The following is a 24,068-nucleotide window of genomic DNA, read 5'->3' as shown; positions in this document are numbered from 1 at the left end:
GCCGGGAGCTCTCCTAGCCCAGCAGCTGGGCCAGCTCGCGGAACCGGCGGACCTGCGCCTCGCGCTCGGCCCGCCGCTGCTCCTCCAGGCTGCGGCCGCTCGCGGCGAGCAGCAGCGCCTTCGTCTCGGTCACCGCGCCGGCCATCGGGGCGGTGAGGGCGGCTGCGAGATCGGCGACGGTCGCGTCGAGCTGGTCGGCGGGTACGGCGAGCGCGGCCAGGCCGATGCCGACCGCCTCGTCCGCACCGACCATCCGCGCGGTCACGCAGATCTCCAGTGCCCTGGCGTAGCCAACGCTGTCGACCAGTGGCTTTGTTCCCGTCAGGTCCGGCACGAGGCCGAGCGCGGACTCCTTCATGCAGAACTGGGCGTCGTCGGTCACGACGCGCAGGTCGCAGCTGAGGGCGAGCTGGAAGCCGGCACCGACGGCGTGGCCCCGCACCGCGGCGATCGAGACGAACCGCGGGTCGCGCAGGAAGGTGAAGCCCTGCTGGTAGGCGTCGATCGTGGCCGACATCTCCGCATCGTCCATCGCGAGCAGGCCGGCGACCGTCTCCTGCCCGTCGCCCCCGCCGGGGGTGAGCATCGCCCGGTCGAGACCGGCCGAGAACGACTGGCCCGCCCCCGTCACCACGACGACGCGGACGTCGTCGGCGATCTGCTCGCCGAGCCGTGCCAGCGCCCGCCACATGGACGGCGTCTGGGCGTTGCGCACCTCGGGCCGGTCGAGGGTGATGGTCGCGACCGGACCGTCCACGTCGTAGCGCAGTCCGACCGCGGCAAGCTCCTCAGGCGTCATGCCCGCATCCTCTCAGGGGGCACTGACGGTCCTCAGGCGAGGGAGACCAGGTCGGCGTAGTCGTCGGACCAGAGGTCCTCGTCGCCGTCGGGGAGCAGCAGGACCCGGTCGGGGTGGAGAGCGCGGACGGCGCCCTCGTCGTGGGTGACCAGGATGATCGCCCCGGCGTACTCGCGGATCGCCGCGAGGACCTCCTCACGGGAGGCGGGGTCGAGGTTGTTGGTGGGCTCGTCGAGCAGCAGCACGTTGGCGCTCGAGACCACCAGGCTCGCGAGCGCGAGCCGGGTCTTCTCCCCGCCCGAGAGCACCCCGGCCGGCTTGTGGGCGTCATCGCCCGAGAAGAGGAAGGAGCCGAGCACCGAGCGTGCCTCGGTGTCGGTGAGCTGGGGCGCAGAGCTCTGGAGGTTCTCGAGGACCGTGCGGTCGGTGTCGAGGGTCTCGTGCTCCTGGGCGTAGTAGCCGAGCTTGAGCCCGTGGCCGGGGACGACCTGCCCGGTGTCCGGGCTGTCGACGCCCGCCAGGATCCGGAGCATCGTCGTCTTCCCCGCGCCGTTGAGGCCGAGGATCACGACCCGGCTGCCCTTGTCGATGGCCAGGTCGACGTCGGTGAAGACCTCAAGGGAGCCGTAGGACTTCGAGAGCTCGGCGGCGGTGAGGGGCGTACGGCCGCAGGGCGCGGGCGCGGGGAACTTGATCCGCGCGACCTTGTCGGCCTGCCGCTCGGCGTCGAGGCCCGCCACCATCTTCTCGGCGCGCTTCAGCATCGACTGGGCGGCCGACGCCTTCGTCGCCTTGGCGCGCATCTTGTTGGCCTGGTCGGTGAGGATCTTGGCCTTGGTCTCGGCGTTGGCCCGCTCGCGCTTGCGACGCTTCTCGTCGGTCTCGCGCTGGAGCAGGTACTGCTTCCAGCCCATGTTGTAGACGTCGATCTCGGCGCGGTTGGCGTCGAGGTGGAGGACCCTGTTGACCGTCGCCCCGAGCAGGTCGTTGTCGTGGGAGATCACGATCAGACCGCCGCTGTGGGCCTTGAGGAAGTCGCGCAGCCACACGATCGAGTCGGCATCGAGGTGGTTGGTCGGCTCGTCGAGGAGCAGCGTCTCGGCGCCGGAGAAGAGGATCCGCGCCAGCTCGACCCGGCGACGCTGGCCACCGGAGAGGGTGCGCAGCGGCTGGGCGAGCAGCCGGTCCTCGATCCCGAGCGCGTGAGCCATCTGCATGGCCTCCGACTCCGCGGCGTAGCCGCCGCCGGCGTGCAGCTCGGCGTCGGCGCGCGACCACCGCTTCATCGCCCGCTCGCGCTGGTCGGGATCGTCGCTGGTCATGCCCACCTCGGCGTCGCGCAGCCGGCGTACGACGTCGTCGAGCCCGCGTGCGGAGAGGATCCGGTTGAGCGCCAGCACCTCGGGGTCGCCGATGCGCGGGTCCTGCGGGAGGTAGCCGACCTCACCGGTGGTGTGGACGTGGCCGTCGGCGGGCTGGCCCTCGCCGGCGAGGATGCGGGTGAGGGTCGTCTTGCCGGCGCCGTTGCGGCCGACGAGGCCGACCTTGTCGCCGGCTGCGACCCGGAAGCTGACGTCCGCCATCAGCAGTCGTGCCCCGGCCCGGACTTCGAGGTGCTGGGCGGTGATCATCAGGCTCGCTAGCCTAGGCGCGCGTGCGGGACGTCCCCCAATCGCGGAGGACGCTCGACGAGGAGGATCCGTGCGCTTCAACCCCAAGGCTCGGCTCGACACCAGCCGTGTGCGTGACAGCGGACGCGGGAGCGGCGGGGGTCGGTCGGGCGGGGGCATGTCCGGCGGCGGCATGCAGATCCCGATCCCGACGGGCGCCAAGGGTGGCAGCGCCGTCGGCCTGGTCATCGCCGTCATCGTCTTCCTGGTGCTGACCCAGTGCACCGGGGGCGGAGGCCTCAGCGGCCTCGGCGTGCCCGACAACCCCTTCGACCTCAGCCGCGTCCAGGGCGACGACAGCGGCCGCTACGACGCGTGCCGGACCGGTGAGGACGCCAACGACAGCGAGGACTGCGCTCGCGTCGCGGTCGAGAACTCCCTGACCGACTACTGGAGCGAGACCCTCCCGGCGCAGTCGGACGTCGGCTTCCGGCCGGAGAACGTCATGCAGACCTTCACCGGCGCGGTGGAGACCGGCTGCGGGCAGGCCACCTCGGCCGTCGGGCCCTTCTACTGCCCGGTCGACGAGAGCATCTACCTCGACACCGGCTTCTTCCGCGACGTGCTGCAGCAGCAGCTCGGCGGCCCGGCCGGCGACTTCGTCGAGCCCTACGTGCTCGCCCACGAGTACGGCCACCACGTCCAGAACGTCCTCGGCACCATGAGCCGGGTGCGTACCCAGCAGGGCCCGGACAGCGACGCCGTGCGGCTCGAGCTCCAGGCCGACTGCTACGCCGGCATGTGGACGGCCAACGCCACGGGCACCGACGACGCCGGTGGCGAGCCGCTGATCCTCGAGCTGTCCGAGCAGGACATCAGCGAGGCGATCGCCGCGGCCAAGTCGGTCGGCGACGACAAGATCCAGGACCGGACGACCGGACGGGTCAACCCTCGTGAGTGGACCCACGGCTCCGCCGACCAGCGGGTCCGGTGGTTCATGGTGGGCTACACCGAGCACAGTCTCGACGCGTGCGACACGTTCTCCGCCAGCCGTCTCTGACTAGCCCTCCGCCAGCAGCGCCTCGAGCTGGGGGAACTGGCGCTGCAGGGCCCTCAGGTGCGGGGCGACGGCAGGGTGGCGGTACTTCGAGACCAGCGCCCCCTCGCCCCCGGCGACCCTCTCGAGCGCCCACTCCGCGCGGGTGAGCGCGGTGTAGACGGCCGTGACCCGGGCGCCGAGCGCGACGTCGTCGGGGTCGAAGGCGCCGGTCGGGAGCGCATCGAGGTAGGTCTCGAGCAGCGGCTCGAACTCCTCCCGCGCAGCCAGCGAGAACTGACCGAGGTCGCCGCCGACGTGCCCGACCCCGACGGTGGCCCAGTCGACCGCCACGACCCGGTCGCCGTCACGGCCGAGCAGGTTCAGCGGCGTCGCGTCGCCGTGCTGGGCGACCTGCGGCAGTGCCTCGGTCCGCTCCAGGAAGGTCGTACGCCGCCTCCAGAGGGGGTCGGCGACGTCGGCGACCGACGTCCGGCCCAGCGTGGGCCAGCCACCACGGCGCTCCACGCGCGCGAGCCGGTCGCGCAGCTGGTGGTGGGCGAGGAACCGGGGTCGCACGGTGAGGCTGCCGGCGAAGCGGGCGAGCCCCATCGCGACGAAGAGGCCGCTCGTGGCCGCGTCCTCGACCCACTCCCGCGTGATCGTGATGCCGTCGGCGTCCTCGTCGACGGCCGCCGGGGCCGATCGCAACCCGTCGGTCGCCGACACGATGCCGGTGTCGAGGACGTCCGCCTCGCGCCGCCAGTAGGCGAAGTGGACCGGGTCGGAGAGCTCGGCAGGGTCGTGGGACGCGGGCCGCGCCAGCCGCTTGATGACGACCGGCTGCTCGCCGACGGCTGCCCGCCAGACGCCGACGGTCGACGTCCCCGTGCCGCCCGGCAGCGGATGCCAGTCGGGCTCCGGCTCCCACATGGTGGGGACGCTATCCGAAGTCGCGCCGCCTGAAGGTGAACCAGCCCGCGAACGACAGCAGCGCGGCGACACCGAGGACGACGCCGAACGACCCGGGGTCGAAGTCCTCGACCGGCATCCGGGCCAGGTGCTCGAACGGCGAGAAGCCGCGCAACCAGTCGGGGAACCGCAGGATCTCCCCCAGCACGAGCACCACGACGGCGAACGCGAGACCGAGCCAGCCCAGCGTCGCGAGCCGGCCGCGCACGCCGTAGAGGAGGCGCGTCAGCCCGGTGAGGGCGAGCACCGCCGGCAGCCACGCCAGGGTCTGCCACGTGAACTGCCAGACCGAGCTCCCCTCGCCGGTCACGAGCGCGTCGGCGAGACCGAGGCCCAGGCCGCCCAGTCCCAGGACCAGCACCGTCCCCCCCACGGTCACGCTGACGTGGGCTGCCAGCCACTCCGTCCGGGACCGCGCGGTCGCCAGCACCGCCTCGCCGTGGCCGGCCTCCTCCTCGCCACGGGCGCGGGTCGCCGAGGAGATGGCGAAGCCCGCCGCCATCAGGGCGAGGATCGTCATGGACATGGCGTAGAACCCGGCGACCAGGTCGCCGCCGCCCGCGACCATCATCTGGCGGGCGGCCTCGCTGTCGCCGATCAGGTCGCCGGCGTCGTTGCCGATCGAGCCGTAGGAGAGTCCGATGGCGAACAGCCCGAGCCCCCACCCGACGACGGCGCCGCGCTGCAGGCGCCACGCGAGACCCACCGGCGTACCCAGGGCGGCGGAGGCGTGCGGCGTGCCCGGACGCGTCGCGAGCACGCCGGCGCCCCAGTCGCGGCGGTCGAGGACGGCGTAGGCACCGACGAGCGCGAGCACCCCCGCGAGCAGCAGCAGCACCGCCGGCCACCAGCGAAGACCCGAGAAGGCGTACATCTGCTGGTACCAGCCGATCGGGCTCAGCCAGGTCAGGGTCGGTCGCCCGAGGTCGCCGACCGCCCTGAGGGCGTACGCCGCGGCGATGACGACGCCCGTCAGGGCGTAGGCCGTCCGGGTGCTCGCGGTGAGCTGGGCCGCGACCAGGGCCACGCCGCCGAAGAGCATCCCGCAGAGCGCGACGCCGACCCCGAGGGCGACCGAGTCGGCGACGGCGAGGGGCACGGTGACCAGGCTGACCGCGATCCCGACTGCCAGGAGCGCGTTGGCGACCAGCAGCACCCCGACGGTCGCGCTGGTGGTGGCGCGCCGGCCGACCACCCCGGCGCGCAGCAGCTCGTCGCGCCCGCTCTCCTCCTCCGCACGGGTGTGTCGCCCCGCGAGGAACATGCTCATCAGACCCGCGAGGATCGCCCCGAAGGCGGTCGACTGCCACGCCACCTGGCCGCCGACCGTGTTGAGCGCCCGGTCGGGCCCCGCCATCGCGATCAGCGCCGGGTTGGATCCCATGAGCTCGGCGGCCGTGTCGAACTCCTCCTGGGTGGCGTAGAGGCCGGCGACGCTGATCGCCTGCGTCCAGTAGAGGAGGACACCGGCCAGCACCCACCAGAAGATCATCCAGCGGTCGCGGCGCAGGAACGCGCGCAGGAGAAGACCCGCCCCGGTCACGGCGTGACCTCCTCCACCCGGTCGCCGTAGTGGCGCAGGAACATCTCCTCCAGCGTCGGCGGGGTCGCGGTCAGGCTGGTGATCCCGCCCTCCCGCAGCACGCCGAGCACAGGATCGAGCGAGGCGGTGTCGACCTCGAAGCGCACCCGGTGGTCGGTGTGCGCGAGGTCGTGGACGCCGGCGTGGCCGGCGAGACCGTCCGGCACCCGCTCGAGCTCCGCCGTCACCGTCGTCCGGGTGAGGTGGCGGAGCTCGGCGAGCGTCCCGGACTCCACGCACCGGCCCTCGCGGATGATGCTGACCCGGTCGCAGAGTCGCTCGACCTCGGCGAGGATGTGGCTCGACAGCAGCACGGAGTGGCCCTCGGCACGGAACTCGTCGACGCAGTCGGTGAAGACCGCCTCCATGATCGGGTCGAGGCCCGAGGTGGGCTCGTCGAGCACCAGCAGCTGCACGTCGGCGGCGAGGGCGGCCACGAGGGCGACCTTCTGCCGGTTCCCCTTGGAGTAGCTGCGGCACTTCTTGGTCGGGTCGAGCCCGAACCGGTCGACGAGCGCCGCGCGGCGCGTCGGGTCGAGCCCGCCGCGCATCCGGCCGAGCAGGTCGATGACCTCGCCGCCGGTCAGGTTGGGCCAGAGGTTCACGTCGCCGGGGACGTAGGCGAGCCGCCGGTGGAGGTCGGCGGCGTCGCGCCAGGGGTCACCGCCGAAGAGGCGCACGTCGCCGGCGTCCGGCCGGAGCAGGCCGAGCAGGACCCGGATCGTGGTCGACTTGCCCGACCCGTTGGGGCCGAGGAAGCCGTGCACCTCGCCCTGCGCGACCGTGAGGTCGAGCCCGTCGAGCGCCCGGGTGCTGCCGAAGGTCTTGACGAGGCCCGTGACCTCGACCGGTGGTGTCGTCACGTCCCCGACCCTACCCCTCTTTCAGAAGTTTCTGAATCCTGTGATACTCGTGTCGTGCCCGACCCCGAGGACTCCGCGAACCGCTACGTCGAGCGCATGGGCACCGCCCTCGCCGACGCCGGTCTGCAGCGGCTCCCCTCCCGGGTCTTCGCGGCGCTGACCGTGGACGACGACGGGCGGATGACGTCGGCCGAGCTGGTGGCCGCGCTCGACGTCAGCCCGGCCTCGGTCTCCGGTGCCGTGCAGTACCTCTCGCGCATCGGGTTCCTCCACCGGGAACGCGAGCGTGGCAGCCGACGTGACGTCTACGTCGTCGACGACGACGCCTGGCTCCAGGCCATGCTACGCGAGGAGCAGGTCTACGGCCCGATGATCGCGGCGCTCGACACGGCGCTGCGCGACCTGCCCGCGGGAGCGCCTGCCCGTCGGCGGTTGCGGCTGATGCGTGAGTTCCTCACGTTCGTGGGCGAGGAGATGGAGGGCATCGCGGACCGGTGGCTGGCGCGTCGTGCGGAGCTCGAGGCCGAGGGTCTCGACTAGCGTCCGGGCTGTGACTGCTCTCCGCGACGCCACCACCCGCGCCCTCCGCCGCATCGCCCTCGACCGCCAGCGGGTCGGCCGGGTCCCCGGTCTCTACGCCGCCGTGCAGCGCGGCGGCGCGCTGGTGTGGGGCGACGGGATCGGTCGGCGCGAGGTCACCGCGGAGGCGGCGCCGGGGCCTGACGACCAGTTCCTGGTCGCCTCGAACACCAAGACCTTCACCGCGGTGATGGTGATGCAGCTGCGCGACGAGGGTCGGCTCTCGCTCGACGACCGTGTGAGCGACCACCTGGGCGAGGTGCCCCACGGCCTGACCGTCCGCCAGGGCCTGGCCCACGTGTCGGGCCTCCAACGCGAACCCGTCGGCGACGTCTGGGCGACCCTCGTGCAGCCCGACACCGACGAGCTGATGGCTGGGTTCGCCGAAGCCGAGGCCGTCGGCCGCCCCCATGAACGGTGGCACTACTCCAACGTGGTCTACGCCGTGCTGGGCGAGCTCGTGGCCCGCCTCGACGGCCGCTCCTGGGAGGAGTCGCTGCGGGCCCGGCTGCTCGACCCGCTCGAGCTGAAGCGCACGAGCGTCGGGTTCGACGGTGGACCTCAGGCGGTCGGCTACTACGTCCCGCCCTTCGACGACGTGCCGCGGGTCGAGCCGTTCGTCGAGCTGCGCGCCATGGCCCCGTGCGGTGCCCTGGCCTCGACCGCCCGCGACCTGGCGCGCTGGTCGGCGTTCGTCGCGGCCCCGGACCCGTCCGTCCTCTCCCCCGACACGATGGAGGAGATGTGCCAGCCGCAGGTGATGCGCGACGTCGAGGACTGGACCGGCGCGATGGGGCTCGGGTTCTTCCTCGCCCGGTCACCGGGCGGACGTACGTTCGTCGGTCACACCGGTGGGATGCCCGGCCACGTCACCGGGGTCTTCACGCACCGGGAGTCGGGCACCGGCGGGATCGTGCTCATGAACTCCTCCACCCCGCCCGACCCCAGCACCTTCGCGGTCGAGATCGCCGAGCAGGTCGTGGCCCACGACCCCGTCGAGGAGCAGCCGTGGCAACCCGGGACCTCCGTCCCCGACGAGCTGGCCGGGCTGCGCGGCACCTGGTTCACCGAGGGGACGCCCTTCGTCTTCTCCGTCGTGCAGGGGCACCTGGAGGCGCGCCACCCCGACCTCGCGCGCCACAAGCAGTCCTCGGTGTTCGAGCAGATCGGTGACGACCTCTATCGCACCGTCGCCGGTCGCGAGCGCGGCGAGCTGCTCCGCGTCACGCGCGACGAGGCCGGCACCCCGGTCACGCTCCACTGGGCGACCTACCTCTGCACCCGCGCCCCCCTCTCCTTCGGCGAGGAGCTGACCGGGCACTAGGTGTCCCTGCGAGACCGCCGACCGGGCACTCCGCGTCCGCCGTGGGCACGGGAGTGACCGGTCAGCGCCCTTCATGGGCGCGCGAGTGCCCGGTCACGCGTTGTGGACGGTGACCCGGAACGCGCAGGCGTCGAGGACGGCCTGGTCGAGGACGGCACGACGCGGATCGGGCACGGCGAGCCAGGGGTCGACCACGACGAGCCCGAGGCGCGCGAGCCGAGGGTCGGACAGCACCTCGTCCACGGCCGCGTGGTCGCCGCCGGTCACGAGCGGGCCGGCGCGGAGGATCCGGGCGGCATGGTCCGCGGCCGCCTCGTAGGCCGCGCGCGCCTGGTTGTCGCGGCGCCGGGCGAACCGCTGCTGGCTCTGGCCGCCCGCCTTGGTCCGGCCCTGGACGTGACGCTGGCCGATCTTGTGGTCGACGAGGTCGGCCCCGGCCAGCCGGGCGACGGCGAAGCCTCCCTTGCGCACCAGCAGCACGCCCCAGGACTCGGGCGGGGTCGCCCGGACGGCGACCTCGGCGGCGTCCTCCGGCCCGTCGTACGCCGCGGCGAAGGGCAGCCGGGCGACGAACGTCGAGCCGTCGGGAGCCGTCCCCGCGAGCGCGCCGTCGTCGACGGACAGCGACACCCCGCCGTGGCGGCTCGCGAAGTTGTCGACCCACCGGGCGAGTCGCACCGAGGGGACGAGGACCTCGCTCACAGGAAGTCGAGCGGGTCGAACTCGTCGATCGGGATGATCCGGAGCCTCGGCAGCGTCGTGTTGAACGCCTTGACGTCGTACTCGAGGTCGATGATCTCCAGGCCGGGGAGCTCGCGGAAGCCGGCGTTGACGAACTCCTGGAAGCACAGCAGCCCGACCCGGCGCTCGCCGTCGGCGAGCCGTCCCATCTCGTCGAGGAAGTCACCGTCGTGGCTGGCGAGCACCACGTCGTCGTCGCGCTCGGCGAGCGCCGCAAGGGTGCGCTGGATCGCGATGTCGACGACCTTGCCCTCACCCTGGAGCGGGATGGGCCGATAGCCGATCGAGGTCACTGCCTGCACGAAGCCCATCGGCATCTCGCCGGCCACGGCGAGGAAGAACAGCCCCGACACGGGCTGGTCCCAGTGGCGCTCGACGTGGTCGAGCACCCGGTTCCACCGTGGCCGCTCCTCTGGCATCGGGCGCCGCTGCAGGATCGAGGTGCCGAGCGTCGCGTCGAGGTTCTCCCCGTCGACCAGCAGGTAGGTCTTGCGACCGTCCGTGACGGTCTGGCCGTCCGTGCCGTCGTCCATGGCCGCGACCCTAGCGCTCCGGCTCCCACACGACGTCGAGCCGCTCGGTGACGACGTCGCCGCTGACGTCGACCCCGGCGGTCGCCACCAGGACGCGGGGCTGGCCGTCGGCGTCGCAGACGATGCCGAGCGCACCCACCTCGGGCAGCTCCTCGCCGTACTCCTCGCGGGTGCCGCTGAGCTCGGTCGTCCCGTCGGCGAGCAGCTGCTCGAGCTGCTCCTCGTCGTCGAAGCCCCAGGCCGGCGGCGGCACGGACTCCAGCGGTGTCGGGCCGAAGTAGGACGGCATCGAGTTGAGCTTGGCGTGGAAGCGGGCGAGGTTCCAGAAGGCATCGATCGCGGGGTCGCCCTGGGGCTCGGCCAGCGGATCCACGGGGTGCTCGGTCATGTCGTCACCGTACGGCGTGGGTGAGCGCGACCGTGTCACGCACGACCGCCGCGAGGTCGCGGTCGTCCCCGGCGACCCTGCGGTGCCGGTCGGCGGCGGTGCCCTCGGCGAGCAGCGAGGCGACGACGTCGTCGACGAGGTCGCGGTCGCCGTAGGCCGCCAACGGCTCGGCCACGTGGTCGACCAGGGCCGCCACGACGTCGGCCGCCGGTCGTGGCCGGCGTGTCACGGGGTCCACCAGGTCGCCGGCGAGCCCCGAGCGGGCAGCGCGGAAGGTCATCAGGGACGCGACCACCGGGGTGAGGTCGGGCGCCGGCTCGCCGGCCGCCCAGTCCGCGGCCGCCCGCTCGACGAGGGCACGGGCGAGGACGGCCACCGCGGCGGAGACCTCGACCCGGGGGCACACGTCCGCGACGCGCACCTCGATCGTCGGGTAGTCGCTGGCGAGCCGGACGTCGAAGTAGGCCATGCCTGCGTCGACGATCGCGCCGGTGTCGACGAGCTCGGCCACGAGGCCGTGGTAGGCACCGGGCGTGCCGAACGGACCGGGCGACCCGGCGCTGGGCCAACGCCGCCACAGCTGCGACCTGAAGCTCGCGTAGCCGGTGTCGACGCCCTGCCAGAAGGGCGACCCGGCCGACAGCGCGGTCAGGACCGGGAGCCAGGGGCGGAGCCGGTCGAGCGCACCCACCGCCTCGTCCTCCGAGGACGTCGACACGTGCACGTGCATCCCGCAGACGAGCTGCTCGGCCTGGGTGATGCCGAACTCCTCGGCGATCTCGCGGTAGCGCGGGTCCGGCGTGGTGCGGGGTACGACGGGCAGCGGCGACGTCGGGAGCGCCACCACCCGGGCCCCGGCCGAGCGCGCGTGCTCGTCGGCCTGCGCCCGCCAGCGGGCCAGCTCGTCGAGCAGGTCGTCGACCGACGACACCGGCGCCGTACCGGTCTCGAGCTGCTGCTGCATCAGCTCGCCCTCGACACCGGCCCCCTCGTCGGAGCCGTCGGCCGCCGTGCGCAGGGCCGCGCCGGCGACGGCCAGCGGCTCACCGGTGGATCCGTCGACGAGGAGGAGCTCCTCCTCGACCCCGAGAGTGCGGGTCACCAGACCCGCTCAGACATTGAACCCCAGGGCGCGCAGCTGCTCGCGGCCGTCCTCGGTGATCTTGTCGGGGCCCCACGGCGGCATCCAGACCCAGTTGATGAGGACGTCGGCGACCAGGCCCTCGAGCGCGGAGTTGGTCTGGTCCTGGATGACGTCGGTCAACGGGCAGGCCGCCGAGGTCAGCGTCATGTCGATGACGGCGTTGGTGTCCTCGTCGAGGTGCACGCCGTAGACGAGTCCGAGGTCGACGACGTTGATGCCGAGCTCGGGGTCGACGACGTCCTTCATCGCCTCGGTCACGTCGTCCACCGTCACGGTCGAGGTGCCGCCGCCGGCGGCCGGGACCTCGGGCAGGTCCCCGTGGTCGACGGCGGAGCCGGTGTTCAGGTCGGTGCTGTCGGTCATGCCTTCTCCTCCAGTGCTCGGTTCGTCGCGTCCTTCCACGCCATCCACGGCAGCAGCGCGCACTTCACGCGGGCCGGGAACTTCGCCACGCCGGCGAAGGCGATGCCGTCCTCGAGGACGTCCTCGTCGGGCTCGACCTGCCCCTTGCCCTGCATCAGGGTGAGGAACGTGTCCTGCACGGCCATCGCGTCGTCGACGCTCTTGCCGATGACCAGGTCGGTCATGACCGACGTGGCGGCCTGCGAGATCGAGCAGCCGACGGCGTCGTAGGACACGTCGCTGACGGTCCCGTCACTGACGTGGACGCGCAGCGTCACCTCGTCGCCGCAGGTCGGGTTGACGTGGTGGACCTCCGCCTCGAAGGGCTCGCGGAGCCCCGCGTGGTGGGGGTTCTTGTAGTGGTCGAGGATGATCTCCTGGTAGAGCGAGTCCAGCTCGTTGCTCACGGCGTCATCCCACCTTGAAGTAGTCGCGGGTGTAGTGCAGCCCCTCGACGAGCGCGTCGATCTCGGCCGGCGTCGTGTAGAGGTAGGACGACATCCGGGTCGAGCTCTGCACGCCGAAGCGGGCGTGGGCCGGCTTCGCGCAGTGGTGGCCAGCCCGGACGGCGATGCCGCGGGTGTCGAGCACCGTCGCGACGTCGTGGGGGTGGACCCCCTCGAGCTCGAAGCTGACCGCTCCCCCGCGCTCGGCGGCGTCGAGCGGCCCCAGGATCGTCACGCCCGGCACCGTCTGCAGGCCCTCGAGGGCGTAGCCGGTGATGGCCTGCTCGTGGGCGTGGATCCTCTCGAGTCCGATGTGGCCGAGGTAGTCGACCGCGGCGCCGAGCCCCACGGCCTCGACGATCGGCGGAGTGCCGGCCTCGAACCGGTGGGGCGCCGCGGCGTAGGTCGAGCGCTCCATCGTCACGGTCTCGATCATCTCGCCGCCGCCGTGGAAGGGCGGCAGCTCGTTGAGCAGCTCCTCGCGGCCCCACAGGACACCGATCCCGGTCGGACCGGTCACCTTGTGGCCGGTGAAGACCAGGAAGTCGCAGCCCGCCTCCTGGACGTCGACCGGCAGCTGGGGTGCTGCCTGGGAGGCGTCCACGACCGAGACGGCGCCCACCGCACGGGCCCGGGCACACAGGTCGCCGACCGGGTTGATCGTGCCGAGCATGTTCGACACCCACGTGAAGGCGACGACCTTGGTGTTCTCGTCGACCAGCCGGTCGGCCTCGGAGAGGTCGAGATGGCCGTCGTCGGTCAGCCCGAACCAGCGCAGCTCCGCACCGGCCCGCTCGCACGCCAGCTGCCACGACACGATGTTGGAGTGGTGCTCCATCTCGGTGATGACGACGTTGTCGCCGGGGCCGAGGTCGATCGTGCGCGCCAGCAGGTTGAGCGCCTCGGTCGCGTTCTTCGTGAACACGACCTCGTTGCGCGACGGTGCGTTGAGGAACGCCGCAACCCGGTCACGGGCCCCCTCGTAGGCCTCCGTCGACTCCGCTCCGAGCTGGTGCATGGCGCGGGCGATGTTGGCGTTGTGGCGCTCGAGGTGGTCGACCATCGCGTCGATGACGACCTGCGGCTTCTGGGAGGTGTTCGCGCTGTCGAGGTAGACCAGCGGGACCCCTCCCGCGAGCGAGCGCGACAGGATCGGGAAGTCCTTGCGCAGGACCTCCAGATCGGGAAGCAGACCGGGGACGGTCACGGTCAGACCGCCGCCCCGACGTACTTCTCGTAGCCGTTGGCCTCGAGCTCGTCGGCCAGCGCGGGACCGCCCGACTCGGCGATCCGCCCGGCGACGAACACGTGGACGTGGTCGGGCGTGATGTAGCGCAGGATCCGCGTGTAGTGCGTGATCAGCAGGACGGCCTTGTCGTCGTCCTCCGCGAACCGGTTGACGCCATCGGACACGACCTTGAGCGCGTCGATGTCGAGGCCGGAGTCGGTCTCGTCGAGGATCGCGACCTTGGGGTCGAGCAGCTCGAGCTGGGCGATCTCGTGGCGCTTCTTCTCGCCACCGGAGAAGCCCTCGTTGACGTTGCGCTGGGAGAAGGTCGGGTCGAGGCCGGCGCGCTCGAGGGTGCCGTTGACGTCCTTGACCCAGGTGCGGAGCTTGGGGGCCTCGCCGTCGATGGCGGTCTTGGCGGTGCGCAGGAAGTTGGCGACCGAGACGCCGGGCACCTCGACGGGGTACTGCATCGCGAGGAACATGCCGGCGCGGGCGCGCTCGTCGACGCTCATCGCGAGGACGTCCTCGCCGTCGAGGGTCACCGAGCCGCTGGTGATGTCGTACTTCGGGTGGCCGGCGATCGAGTAGGCCAGCGTGGACTTGCCGGAGCCGTTGGGGCCCATGATCGCGTGCACCTCACCACTGGTGATGGTGAGCGTCACGCCCTTGAGGATCTCCTTGGGGCCGTCCTCGGTCTCGACGCTGACGTGCAGGTCCTTGATCTCAAGCGTGCTCACTGCGGGGTCACTCCGTTCAGGGTGGTCTCGGTGTCGACGAACACGTCTTCTCCACGGACGTCGACGGGGAAGATGGCGACGGGCTCGGTCGCCGGGAGGTGGGTGGGCTTGCCGGTGCGGAGGTCGAAGCACGAGCCGTGGAGCCAGCACTCGACGGTGCCCCCGGCGACCTCGCCCTCGCTGAGGGCGACGGCCGCGTGGGAGCAGAGGTTCTCGATCGCGAAGACCTCGTCACCGTCCCTGGCGACCGCGACCTCGTACTCGCCCAGCGTCACCGCGAGAGCGGTGTCGCCGGGGATCTCGGCCAGCGTGCAGGCGCGTTCGAACGCCATCAGATGACCTTGCCGCTGACGTTCTTCGACAGCTCGGCCTCGACGGTGGCGACCAGCTTGTCCTCGATCGCGGGGACGCCGATCTTGCGGATCAGGTCGTTGAAGAAGCCGTGGACGACCAGGCGCCGCGCCTCCTTCTCGTCGATGCCGCGCGAGCGGAGGTAGAAGAGCTGCTCGTCGTCGAACCGGCCGATCGCCGAGGCGTGGCCGGCCCCCTCGATCTCGCCGGTCTCGATCTCGAGGTTCGGGATCGAGTCGGCCTGGCAACCGTCGGTGAGGACCAGGTTGCGGTTCTCCTCGAAGGTCTCGATGCCCTCCGCCGCCTTGCGGATCAGCACGTTGCCGACCCAGACCGTGTGGGCGCCCTGGCCCTGCAGTGCGCCCTTGTAGCTGACGTGGCTGCGGGTGCGGGGCGCGGTGTGGTCGGCGAAGAGCCGGTGCTCGATGTGCTGGCCCTTGCCGGAGGCACCCTCGTCGCCGTCGGCGAAGTAGAGGCCGAGCAGCTCCGCGGAGCCGCCCGGGCCGGCGTACTCGACGTTGGTGTGAATCCGGACCAGGTCGCCGCCGAACGAGAGCGCGGCGTGCTTGACCGAGGCGTCGCGGCCGACCCGGATCGAGTCGCGGCCGAGGTGGACCGCGTCGTCGTCCCAGTCCTGGATCGTCACCATCGTCAGCTCGGCGCCGTCCTCGACCACCACCGAGGTGGCCGCGGAGTAGCGGCTCGAGCCGGTGTGGGTGAGCACCAGCGTGGCGCGGGCGTGACGGCCGACCTTGACCAGCAGCTCGCCCCAGACGAGGGCCTCGGCGTCGTCGCCGTGCAGCTCGACCAGGATCGGCTCGTCGGAGGAGAACTCCGCGGGCACGTCGATGACCTGGCAGCCGCCCGAGAGCTCCATCGCCAGCGCGGCGGGCCGCTCGTTGGGCGGCAGCGCGCCCTGCTCGCGGGCCTCCGACGAGGAGATCACCGGCATGGTGACGCCCTCGGGCAGGCTCGTGGTCCAGGTCAGGCAGTCGTCGGACGCCTCGCCGTCGAGGATGCCGCGCAGCCGCTTGAGCGGCGTGAAGCGCCACGTCTCCTCGCGGCCGGTCGGCACCGGGTGGTCGGCCAGGTCGTAGGACGCCGGCGGGTTCAGGTGGCTCTCGACGTGCTCGACCTCGAGCGCGTCGCGAACAGAGTCGGTCAGTGTCAACTGAGTCGCTTTCTACGGGTGGTGGGTCGGTCGCTGTCGGCTGACTGCGTCAGCCGACTGCTCCTTCCATTTGCAGCTCGATCAGGCGGTTGAGCTCGAGGGCGTACTCCATCGGGAGCTCCTTGGCGATCGGCTCGACGAAGCCGCGCACGATCATCGCCATCGCCTCGTCCTCCTCCATGCCGCGCGACATGAGGTAGAAGAGCTGGTCCTCGGAGACCTTCGAGACGCTCGCCTCGTGGCCCATGGAGACGTCGTCCTCGCGGACGTCGACGTAGGGGTAGGTGTCGGAGCGGCTGATCTGGTCGACGAGCAGCGCGTCGCAGAGCACGTTGGACTTGGAGCCATAGGCACCCTCGTTGACCTGGACCAGGCCGCGGTAGGAGGTGCGACCGCCGCCGCGCGCCACGGACTTGCTCAGGATCGAGCTCGAGGTGTGGGGCGCCGCGTGGACCATCTTGGCCCCGGCGTCCTGGTGCTGGCCCTCGCCCGCGAAGGCGATCGACAGCGTCTCCCCCTTGGCGTGCTCGCCCATGAGGTAGACGGCGGGGTACTTCATCGTCACCTTCGAGCCGATGTTGCCGTCGACCCACTCCATGGTGGCGCCGGCCTCGCAGGTGGCCCGCTTGGTGACGAGGTTGTAGACGTTGTTCGACCAGTTCTGGATCGTCGTGTAGCGGCAGCGGCCGCCCTTCTTCACGATGATCTCGACGACCGCGGAGTGGAGCGAGTCGGAGCTGTAGATCGGCGCGGTGCAGCCCTCGACGTAGTGCACGTAGGCGTCCTCGTCGACGATGATCAGCGTCCGCTCGAACTGGCCCATGTTCTCGGTGTTGATCCGGAAGTAGGCCTGCAGCGGGATGTCGACGTGGACACCCGGCGGGACGTAGATGAAGGAGCCACCCGACCACACGGCGGTGTTGAGGGCGGCGAACTTGTTGTCGCCGACCGGGATGACCGTGCCGAAGTACTCCCGGAAGAGCTCGGGGTGCTCCTTGAGCGCCGTGTCGGTGTCGAGGAAGAGGACACCCTGCTCCTCGAGGTCCTCACGGATCGAGTGGTAGACGACCTCGGACTCGTACTGCGCGGCGACGCCGGCGACCAGGCGCTGCTTCTCGGCCTCGGGGATGCCGAGCTTGTCGTAGGTGTTCTTGATGTCCTCGGGCAGGTCCTCCCAGGACTGCGCCTGCTTCTCGCTGGACCGCACGAAGTACTTGATGTTGTCGAAGTCGATGCCACCGAGGTCGGAGCCCCAGGTCGGCATGGGCTTGCGGTCGAAGAGCTTGAGGCCCTTCAGCCGGAGGTCGAGCATCCACTGGGGCTCGGACTTCTTGCCGGAGATGTCCTCGACGACGGCCTCGTTCAGACCACGCTGGGCGGTGGCGCCGGCGTCGTCACGGTCGGACCAGCCGAACTCGTAGCGGCCGATGCCCTTCAGTCCGGGGTTGAGCTCCTCGATGGAGGTCACGGGGTCTTCCTCTCGGTGGGGTCCGGGTGGACGGTCCGGCCGGTGGCCGGGATGCAGGTCGTGCAGACGCCGTCGCCGTGGGCGATGGTGGCGAGCCGCTGGACGTGGGTGCCGAGGATGCGGCCGATGGCCTCGGTCTCGGCCTCGCAGAGCTGCGGGAACTCCTGGGCGACGTGGGCGACGGGGCAGTGCTGCTGGCAGAGCTGCTCGCCGGCCGCCGCGACCGGCAGGTCGCGCACGCTCGCCGCATAGCCCTCGGCGCTCAGCACGCGGGCCAGCGCCTCCGCAGGCGTGAGGTCGGGCTGGTCGGCGACGAGTCGGTCGTAGTCACGTTCGATGAACGCCACGCGCCGTCGCGCGAATTCCAGGACGGCATCGTCACCGGCGGTCTCGGCGAGGAACCGGAGCGCCTCGGCCGCGAGGTCGTCGTACTGCTGGTCGAACGCGTCGCGACCGGCCTCGGTCAGTGCGAAGACCTTGGCGGGCCGGCCGCGGCCTCGCGGACCGTGGGTACGGGGGTCGCGCGGCTCCAGCACCCCCTCGGCCACGAGGTGGTCGAGGTGGCGACGTACGGCGGCCGGCGTGAGGTCGAGCTTGTCGGCCAGGGTGGCGGCCGTCGAGGGTCCGGCGACCAGGATGGAGCGCGCCACGCGCTCCCTGGTCGGACGATCCTCGCTGAATTCCACAACACCAGTGTGCCGTTATTGGTTCGGACCCTTCAAGCAAGGGTCACCTAAGTAGACCGGCGGTCCTAGTCTGGGCCGCGTGACCCCCACTGGATCCATCCTCGGCACCGCCGTCCGCCGGGTCGAGGACCCCGAGCTCATCACCGGCCACGGGACCTTCGTCGACAACCTCGCCGCCGGGCGCGAGGGCGTGCTCCACGCCGTGTTCGTGCGCAGCCCCTTCCCCCGCGCCGAGATCTCCTCGATCGACACGGCCGAGGCCCTCGAGGCCCCGGGAGTGGTGGCCGTCCTCACCGGCGGCGACCTCGACCGCCCGGTGCCGATGTTCGCCAGCGCCAGCGACAAGGTCGACCGCTACCCGCTCGCCCGCGGCCGGGTCCAGTACGCCGGCGACCCGGTCGCGCTCGTCGTGGCCGAGTCGCGCGCCCTGGCGGTCGACGCGGCCGAGCTGGTCGACGTCGACTACGAGGAGCTGCCGACCGTCGTCGACATGGAGCTGGCCGCCGAGGCGGGGCAACCCCAGCTCTACGACGAGCTCCCCCGCAACGTCGCCATCCACCGCCCCGACCCGGGCGACCCGCTCGAGGGGGCCGAGGTCGTCGTCCGCGCGCGCATCGAGAACAACCGGCTCGCCACGGCCCCGATCGAGGGCAACGCGGTCCTCGCCGACCCGACCCCCGACGCGGCCGGTCACGAGCTCACCGTCTGGCTCTCCACCCAGCACCCCCACCTCGGGCAGCGACTGCTCGCCAAGGTGACCGGGGTGGACAAGAAGGCGATCCGGGTCGTCGCACCCCACGTCGGTGGCGCCTTCGGCGGCAAGGCCGGCATCTCCCCCGACCACGCCGCCGTCGTCGCGGCCGCCGTCCGGATCGGCCGGCCGGTCTCGTGGACCGAGACCAGGTCGGAGGCGATGCTCTCCATGCACGGCCGCGGCCAGGTGCAGTACGCCGAGCTCGGGCTGACCCGCGAGGGCCGGATCACCGGCCTCCGGGCCCGGGTGGTCGGCGACTGCGGCGCCTACGCCGGCTTCGGCGGCAGCTTCGCCGCAGGGTCGACCCGCACCATGGGCCAGGGCCCCTACGTCATCCCCGAGGTGCGCTTCGAGGGCCTGTCCGTGGTCACCAGCACCGCACCGGTCGGGGCGTTCCGCGGCGCCGGGCGGCCCGAGGCCGCCGCCCTCCTGGAGCGGATCCTCGACGTCGCCGCCGACGAGCTGGGACTGGCACCCGAGGAGATCCGGCGCCGCAACTTCGTCGGCCCCGACCAGTTCCCGTGGGACACCTTCTCGGGTCGCACCTATGACTCCGGCGACTACGACCTGCCGCTGACCGAGGCGCTCCGGCTGGCAGACGTCGACGGCGCGCGCACCGAGCAGGCCCGGCGACGCGAGGCGGGCGATCCCCGCCAGCTCGGCATCGGCATCGCGTCGTACGTCGAGATCACGGGGTTCGGCGGCAGCGAGCTCGGCCACGTCGAGGTCCACGACGACGGCACGGCCACGGTCCGCTCCGGGACGTCGGCCCACGGCCAGGGCCACGCCACCGCCTTCTCGATGATCGCCGCCGAGCGACTCGGCCTCCCGCTCGACCGGATCACCTACGAGCAGTCCGACACCGCGACCGTCCCTCGTGGCGGCGGCACCGGCGGCGCCCGGTCGCTCCAGATGGGCGGCCAGGCCGTGGAGAAGGCGGCGAACGAGCTCCTCGAGCGCGCGCGGGCCCTCGCCGCCGACCTGCTCGAGGCCGCCCCCGACGACGTCGAGCTCACCGGCGGGTCCTTCTCGGTCCGTGGGGTGCCCGGCCACGAGGTCGGCTGGACCGACGTGGCCCGACGTGCCGCCGACCAGGGCGAGCCGCTGGCGGTGACCACCGACTTCGAGCAGCAGCACCCGACCTTCCCGTTCGGGAGCCACGTCTCGGTCGTCGAGGTCGACACCGAGACCGGGCTGGTCACGCCGCTGCGCCACGTCGCGGTCGACGACTGCGGCCGCGTCGTCAACCCGCTGCTGGTCGGCGGCCAGCAGCACGGCGGTGCGGTGCAGGGCATCAGCCAGGCGCTCTGGGAGGAGTTCGTCTACGACGCCGAGGGGACCCCGCTGACCGCCACCTTCGCCGACTACCCGATGCCGACGACGGCCGACACGACGGCGATCGAGGCCCACAGCACCGAGACCCCCACGCCCTACAACAGCCTGGGGGTCAAGGGGATCGGCGAGGCCGCGACCATCGGTGCCACCCCGGCGGTGCAGAACGCGGTCGTCGACGCGCTCTCCCACCTCGGCGTCCGCCACGTCGACATCCCCTGCACGCCCGCCCGCGTCCACGCGGCGATCACCGCGGCCGCGGCCGGTGAGACCGACCCGTGGCGCGAGCCGCCGTCGGCGTTCGACGACGAGAGCCTCCTCGCCGCACTGGGCGGCGAGGAGGCTCCGGACGACGTCGAGGTCTGAACCGCTCAGCCCTGCTTGCGGCTGACCAGGACACCCAGGACGGCGTAGCCGACCACGAGGTGGAGCGCGCCCACGTACTGGCCGACGGTCGCGCCGAAGATGCCCATGGCGGGGACGGTGACGACGGCCCAGCTCTCGGCGACCATCGGCCAGAAGCGGCTGAGCCCGTGCCACCGGCCCGCGATCGCGATCCGGACGCCGATGAGGAACATGCCGAGCATCGAGAGCGGCCAGCAGAGGTCGAGCACCAGCCAGCCGGTCTGCTCGAGGTTCGACAGCCCGATCGCGTCGACGAAGGTCGAGAGCATGGCGAGCGAGAGGACTCCGGCCTCGACGCGGAGGACCGTGCGGGCGACCCGCCCCGAGCCGATGGCGTTCGTGCGCCACAACACGCGGAGCAGGAACATCACGCCGACCTGAAAGAGGCCGGAGCCGATGCCGAAGACGGCGAGGCCGAGGGGGCTGTGCGGGTCCTGGCCGACGGCGAGGATCGAGACCGTCCAGGCGAGGGCGCCGGCGGTCAGCACCCGGCCGTGGACCAGGAACGGGCGGGTGGCTCCGGTCGCGGAGGTCGCGGTGGCGACGTCCGAGCGGGCCGGGGCCGGGGTGTGGGAGACGGACATGTGACTTCCTCCGATGAGTGGTGGAGCCGCGGTCTGCGGCACACCGGAACACTCGCCGTCCCGCAGCCCCGGCCGGCAGGGAGCGCGGTCCCCTCCCCGGTCCTCGGAGCCGGTCCCGACAGGTCGGGACGCTGCTCCCGGGACGCCGGGACGTCCGCGCGGTGATACTGCACGCATGACGAGCACGACGGCGCCCGGAGGGACGGCCGGCCGCGACCGGACCGGGACCGTCGCCGTGCTGCTCGCCGGCGCCACGGTCCTCGCCCTCGCGGCCTCGGTCGCGCTCGACCTGGCGACCACGGCCACCCAGCGGGACGCGTCGGGTGCGGGGACGGCGTCGTCGAGCGTCGTCCCCGGACTCCTGCTGCTGCTGGCGGCCGCGGCCGTGCTCACCGCGGTCCCGCGTCACGCCGTGGGTCGGCTGCTTGTCGCCGTCGGAGCCGTCTGGGCCCTCGACGGGGTGCTGAGTGGCTGGATCACCTACGGCTACACCCACGACCTGCCGCTGACCGGCTTCGCGTTCTGGTTCGTCGCGCGGTTCGGTGCGGTGCTGCTCTCCGGCCTGGTGGCGCTGCTCCTGCTCTATCCCACCGGTCGGCTGCTCCCCGGCCGGGCGCGCTCTGCCGGTCTCGCCGTCGCGGCGTCGTCGCTCGCGCTCCCGGTCATGTTGCTCGTCGCTCCCGACCGCATCGTGTTCCGAGAGAACGGCCCCGCCGACGTCGACACGGAGCTGTTCACCCTCCCGCTCTCCGACGCGGTGTGGACGGCACTCCTCGTGACCGCTCAGGTCCTGACCTTCGGCTCCATCGTCGGCGCCGTGGCACTGGTGTGGCTGCGTCACCGGCAGGCGTCGTCGTCCGAGCGCACCCAGCTCCGCTGGCTGCTGTGGGCCGGGATCATGTGCGTCCTGCTCGTGGTCGCCGGGGTCGTCTTCTCGATCGGCGGCCTCGCGACCACGATCGCCCTCAACGTCGCCGTCACCACGCTGGCGGCCTCCATCACCGTCGGCCTGGTCCGTCCGGGCCTCGGGGACGTCGACGCCCTCGTCGCCTGGACCCTCACCACCGCTGCGGTCGCGGCGGTGGTGGTCGCCGTCGACGTCGCTCTGCTCGCCGCGCTCGACGGCGTGCTGGGTGACCGGCTGGACCAGCGCGAGGTGACCTTCCTGGTGCTGGTCCTCGCCGTGGTCGTCTACGGCCCGCTGCGGGCCTGGCTCGGCCAGGGCGTGCGCCGCCTGCTGTTCGGCCGGCGCAGCGACCGCTACGACGCGGTCTCGGCGCTGGCGGCCCGGCTCGAGGCGACGGGATCGCTCGACGAGCAGCTGCCCGCCCTTGCCGGTGCCGTGGCCGACACCTTCAAGGTGTCCTTCGTCCGGGTCGAGGTCGTCACGCCCGACGGCGGCCTGCTGGCGGCGACCCACGGCCGCGAACCCGCTGAGGTGCAGTCCTTCGACATCGCCTACCACGACACGCGTGTCGGCCGGCTTGTGCTGCCGGTGCTCGGGGTCCGGGCCATGCTGTCGCGCCGCGACCAGGGCCTGCTGGTCGACCTCGTCCGCCAGGCGGCGATCGCGATCCGCGCCGGCCTGCTGGCGACCGAGGTGCAGGAGAGCCGCGAGCGCCTCGTGCTGGGTCGCGAGGAGGACCGCCGCCGGATCCGGCGCGACCTCCACGACGGGCTGGGCCCCGCGCTCGGTGGCGTCGCCCTCCGGCTCGACGCCGCCGGCAACGCCGTGGAGTCCGACCCCGACCGGGCGCGCGAGCTGGTCCGCCTGGCCCGCACCGAGGTCTCCGACGCGCTCGACGACGTCCGCCGGCTCGTCCACGACCTCCGGCCACCCGCGCTCGACGACCTGGGCCTCGAGGCGGCCGTCCGCCAGCAGGCCGAGCGGCTGCGCCCGGAGCTGGCGGTGACCGTCCACGCCGAGGCGCTCGCCGGGCTGCCCGCTGCCGTCGAGGTGGCGGCGTACCGGACCGTCGCCGAGGCTCTCACCAACGTCGTGAAGCACGCTGGCGCCGCGACCGCCACGGTGTCGATGCTGCGCACGAGCGGCGCGCTGTCCGTCGAGGTCACGGACGACGGACGCGGCATCGCCGACGACGTCGCCGCCGGGGTGGGCCTGCTGTCGATGCGTGAGCGGGCCGAGGAGCTCGGCGGGCAGTGCCAGGTCTCGTGCCCACCGGGTGGTGGGACCACCGTCCACGCGTGGCTTCCGTTCGCCGAGGAGACGAGGAGAGACCAGTGACCGACCCGATGCGCGTGATGATCGCCGACGACCACCCCGTCTTCCGCGACGGACTGGCGTCGCTGCTCGACCCGCTCCCCGAGATCGAGGTCGTGGCCCGCGCGGCCGACGGCGCCGAGGCGGTCGTGATGGCGGCCGAGCACCGTCCGGACGTGATCATCATGGACGTGCAGATGCCCGAGCTGAACGGCATCGAGGCCACCCGCACCATCACCGCCGCGCAGCCCGACGTCGGTGTCCTGGTCCTCACGATGGGCGAGGACGACGGCACGGTGCTCGCGGCGCTCCGGGCCGGTGCGCGCGGCTACCTCCGCAAGGGCGCCGAGCAGGACGAGATCGTCCGCGCCCTGACGACGGTCCACGGTGGCGGCGTCGTGTTCGGCGCGTCGCTGGCCGCGCGGATCGCCGAGGTGCTCGCTCCGGCCTCGCGCCCCGAGCGGCCCTTCCCCGAGCTCACCGAGCGCGAGACCGAGATCCTCGACCTGATCGCGACCGGCCGCAACAACGGCCAGATCGCCCAGGCGCTCTTCCTCTCCCCCAAGACGATCCGCAACAACATCACCAGCATCCTGTCCAAGCTGCAGGCCACCGACCGTGCCGAGGTGATCATCCGCGCCCGTGACGCAGGTCTCGGGCAGGGAGACTGAGCGGACGTCCCGCCGCGGGCCGCGCCCGGTCGATTCCT

At 72.3% G+C, this 24,068-nt stretch carries 24 protein-coding genes; 6 read left to right on the top strand and 18 right to left on the bottom strand.

The window, feature by feature from the left end; genetic code table 11:
• Positions 1 to 13: 13 nt before the first annotated feature.
• Together ABD091_RS19250 and ABD091_RS19245 are read right to left on the bottom strand one after the other, a co-directional pair.
• Positions 14 to 799: an enoyl-CoA hydratase/isomerase family protein gene (locus tag ABD091_RS19250; protein WP_343921655.1), complete on the bottom strand. Its 786-nt coding sequence runs from the start codon at positions 797 to 799 to the stop codon at positions 14 to 16.
• 32 nt (positions 800 to 831) lie between these two features.
• Positions 832 to 2,430: an ABC-F family ATP-binding cassette domain-containing protein gene (locus ABD091_RS19245; protein ID WP_343921654.1), complete on the bottom strand. Its 1,599-nt coding sequence runs from the start codon at positions 2,428 to 2,430 to the stop codon at positions 832 to 834.
• Between the two features lie 70 nt (positions 2,431 to 2,500).
• Here ABD091_RS19245 and ypfJ point away from each other — a divergent pair, with 70 nt between their 5' ends.
• Positions 2,501 to 3,469: a KPN_02809 family neutral zinc metallopeptidase gene (gene ypfJ / locus ABD091_RS19240; protein ID WP_343921653.1), complete on the top strand. Its 969-nt coding sequence runs from the start codon at positions 2,501 to 2,503 to the stop codon at positions 3,467 to 3,469.
• Here the strand turns inward: ypfJ and ABD091_RS19235 are convergent, their stop codons facing one another.
• From ABD091_RS19235 to ABD091_RS19225, 3 genes are read right to left on the bottom strand one after another with little or no spacing between them, the layout of a single operon-like run.
• A complete protein-coding gene (locus ABD091_RS19235) occupies positions 3,470 to 4,378 on the bottom strand; it encodes a phosphotransferase family protein (RefSeq protein WP_343921652.1) in 909 nt (302 codons plus the stop codon).
• A 10-nt stretch (positions 4,379 to 4,388) separates the two neighbouring features.
• Positions 4,389 to 5,960: an ABC transporter permease gene (locus ABD091_RS19230; protein WP_343921651.1), complete on the bottom strand. Its 1,572-nt coding sequence runs from the start codon at positions 5,958 to 5,960 to the stop codon at positions 4,389 to 4,391.
• Positions 5,957 to 6,862 carry an ABC transporter ATP-binding protein gene (locus tag ABD091_RS19225; RefSeq protein ID WP_343921650.1) on the bottom strand — a complete coding sequence of 302 codons (906 nt, stop codon included), beginning with the start codon at positions 6,860 to 6,862 and terminating at the stop codon, positions 5,957 to 5,959. Before ABD091_RS19225 ends, ABD091_RS19230 begins: the two co-directional genes overlap by 4 nt.
• Positions 6,863 to 6,916: 54 nt before the next feature.
• On the opposite strand from ABD091_RS19225, the gene ABD091_RS19220 reads away from it, so the two are divergent.
• Both ABD091_RS19220 and ABD091_RS19215 read left to right on the top strand, forming a co-directional pair.
• Positions 6,917 to 7,402: a GbsR/MarR family transcriptional regulator gene (locus ABD091_RS19220; RefSeq protein ID WP_343921649.1), complete on the top strand. Its 486-nt coding sequence runs from the start codon at positions 6,917 to 6,919 to the stop codon at positions 7,400 to 7,402.
• 10 nt (positions 7,403 to 7,412) lie between these two features.
• Complete coding sequence (locus ABD091_RS19215) at positions 7,413 to 8,765, top strand: serine hydrolase domain-containing protein (protein ID WP_343921648.1); 1,353 nt, start codon at positions 7,413 to 7,415, stop codon at positions 8,763 to 8,765.
• Positions 8,766 to 8,858: 93 nt separating this feature from the next.
• Here ABD091_RS19215 and ABD091_RS19210 read toward each other — a convergent pair whose 3' ends face one another.
• Genes ABD091_RS19210 through ABD091_RS19155 form a run of 12 tightly spaced genes read right to left on the bottom strand, consistent with a single transcriptional unit; the run spans position 8,859 to position 18,027 of the window.
• On the bottom strand, positions 8,859 to 9,467 hold the full coding sequence (locus ABD091_RS19210) for an acVLRF1 family peptidyl-tRNA hydrolase (protein WP_343921647.1): 609 nt from the start codon (positions 9,465 to 9,467) through the stop codon (positions 8,859 to 8,861).
• Positions 9,464 to 10,039 carry an NYN domain-containing protein gene (locus ABD091_RS19205; RefSeq protein WP_343921646.1) on the bottom strand — a complete coding sequence of 192 codons (576 nt, stop codon included), beginning with the start codon at positions 10,037 to 10,039 and terminating at the stop codon, positions 9,464 to 9,466. Before ABD091_RS19205 ends, ABD091_RS19210 begins: the two co-directional genes overlap by 4 nt.
• 10 nt (positions 10,040 to 10,049) lie before the next feature.
• Positions 10,050 to 10,427: a hypothetical protein gene (locus ABD091_RS19200; RefSeq protein WP_343921645.1), complete on the bottom strand. Its 378-nt coding sequence runs from the start codon at positions 10,425 to 10,427 to the stop codon at positions 10,050 to 10,052.
• Positions 10,428 to 10,431: 4 nt separating this feature from the next.
• Complete coding sequence (locus ABD091_RS19195) at positions 10,432 to 11,529, bottom strand: glutamate--cysteine ligase (protein ID WP_343921644.1); 1,098 nt, start codon at positions 11,527 to 11,529, stop codon at positions 10,432 to 10,434.
• Between the two features lie 9 nt (positions 11,530 to 11,538).
• Positions 11,539 to 11,934 (bottom strand): metal-sulfur cluster assembly factor, encoded by a 396-nt coding sequence (locus ABD091_RS19190; protein WP_343921643.1) that lies wholly within the window; start codon positions 11,932 to 11,934, stop codon positions 11,539 to 11,541.
• On the bottom strand, positions 11,931 to 12,380 hold the full coding sequence (gene sufU, locus ABD091_RS19185; protein ID WP_343921642.1) for a Fe-S cluster assembly sulfur transfer protein SufU: 450 nt from the start codon (positions 12,378 to 12,380) through the stop codon (positions 11,931 to 11,933). The genes ABD091_RS19190 and sufU overlap by 4 nt, the downstream gene beginning before the upstream one ends.
• Before the next feature lie 4 nt (positions 12,381 to 12,384).
• Positions 12,385 to 13,626: a cysteine desulfurase gene (locus tag ABD091_RS19180; RefSeq protein WP_379190083.1), complete on the bottom strand. Its 1,242-nt coding sequence runs from the start codon at positions 13,624 to 13,626 to the stop codon at positions 12,385 to 12,387.
• Between the two features lie 2 nt (positions 13,627 to 13,628).
• Positions 13,629 to 14,387, bottom strand: a complete 759-nt coding sequence (gene sufC / locus ABD091_RS19175) for a Fe-S cluster assembly ATPase SufC (protein ID WP_343921641.1) — start codon at positions 14,385 to 14,387, stop codon at positions 13,629 to 13,631.
• Entirely contained in the window at positions 14,384 to 14,719 is a 336-nt protein-coding gene (locus ABD091_RS19170) for a non-heme iron oxygenase ferredoxin subunit (RefSeq protein ID WP_343921640.1), read from the bottom strand. The genes sufC and ABD091_RS19170 overlap by 4 nt, the downstream gene beginning before the upstream one ends.
• A complete protein-coding gene (gene sufD, locus ABD091_RS19165; protein WP_343921639.1) occupies positions 14,719 to 15,909 on the bottom strand; it encodes a Fe-S cluster assembly protein SufD in 1,191 nt (396 codons plus the stop codon). The genes ABD091_RS19170 and sufD overlap by 1 nt, the downstream gene beginning before the upstream one ends.
• A gap of 49 nt (positions 15,910 to 15,958) precedes the next feature.
• Positions 15,959 to 17,377, bottom strand: a complete 1,419-nt coding sequence (sufB, locus tag ABD091_RS19160) for a Fe-S cluster assembly protein SufB (protein WP_343921638.1) — start codon at positions 17,375 to 17,377, stop codon at positions 15,959 to 15,961.
• Positions 17,374 to 18,027, bottom strand: coding sequence for a helix-turn-helix transcriptional regulator (locus ABD091_RS19155; RefSeq protein ID WP_379190086.1), 654 nt, complete (start codon positions 18,025 to 18,027; stop codon positions 17,374 to 17,376). The genes sufB and ABD091_RS19155 overlap by 4 nt, the downstream gene beginning before the upstream one ends.
• 115 nt (positions 18,028 to 18,142) lie before the next feature.
• Between ABD091_RS19155 and ABD091_RS19150 the strand changes: the two genes are divergently transcribed.
• Positions 18,143 to 20,515 (top strand): xanthine dehydrogenase family protein molybdopterin-binding subunit, encoded by a 2,373-nt coding sequence (locus ABD091_RS19150; RefSeq protein WP_343921636.1) that lies wholly within the window; start codon positions 18,143 to 18,145, stop codon positions 20,513 to 20,515.
• A gap of 5 nt (positions 20,516 to 20,520) precedes the next feature.
• Here the strand turns inward: ABD091_RS19150 and ABD091_RS19145 are convergent, their stop codons facing one another.
• Positions 20,521 to 21,138 (bottom strand): hypothetical protein, encoded by a 618-nt coding sequence (locus tag ABD091_RS19145; RefSeq protein ID WP_343921635.1) that lies wholly within the window; start codon positions 21,136 to 21,138, stop codon positions 20,521 to 20,523.
• Between the two features lie 175 nt (positions 21,139 to 21,313).
• On the opposite strand from ABD091_RS19145, the gene ABD091_RS19140 reads away from it, so the two are divergent.
• Entirely contained in the window at positions 21,314 to 23,383 is a 2,070-nt protein-coding gene (locus ABD091_RS19140; protein WP_343921633.1) for a sensor histidine kinase, read from the top strand.
• On the top strand, positions 23,380 to 24,030 hold the full coding sequence (locus ABD091_RS19135) for a response regulator (RefSeq protein WP_343921631.1): 651 nt from the start codon (positions 23,380 to 23,382) through the stop codon (positions 24,028 to 24,030). The genes ABD091_RS19140 and ABD091_RS19135 overlap by 4 nt, the downstream gene beginning before the upstream one ends.
• The last annotated feature ends 38 nt before the right edge of the window (positions 24,031 to 24,068 follow it).

The sequence above is a fragment of the Nocardioides aestuarii genome (assembly GCF_039527245.1).
In the GTDB taxonomy this organism is placed as follows: domain Bacteria; phylum Actinomycetota; class Actinomycetes; order Propionibacteriales; family Nocardioidaceae; genus Nocardioides; species Nocardioides aestuarii.
Note: the sequence above shows the minus strand (reverse complement) of the source record. Positions and strands in the feature narration are given on the sequence as shown.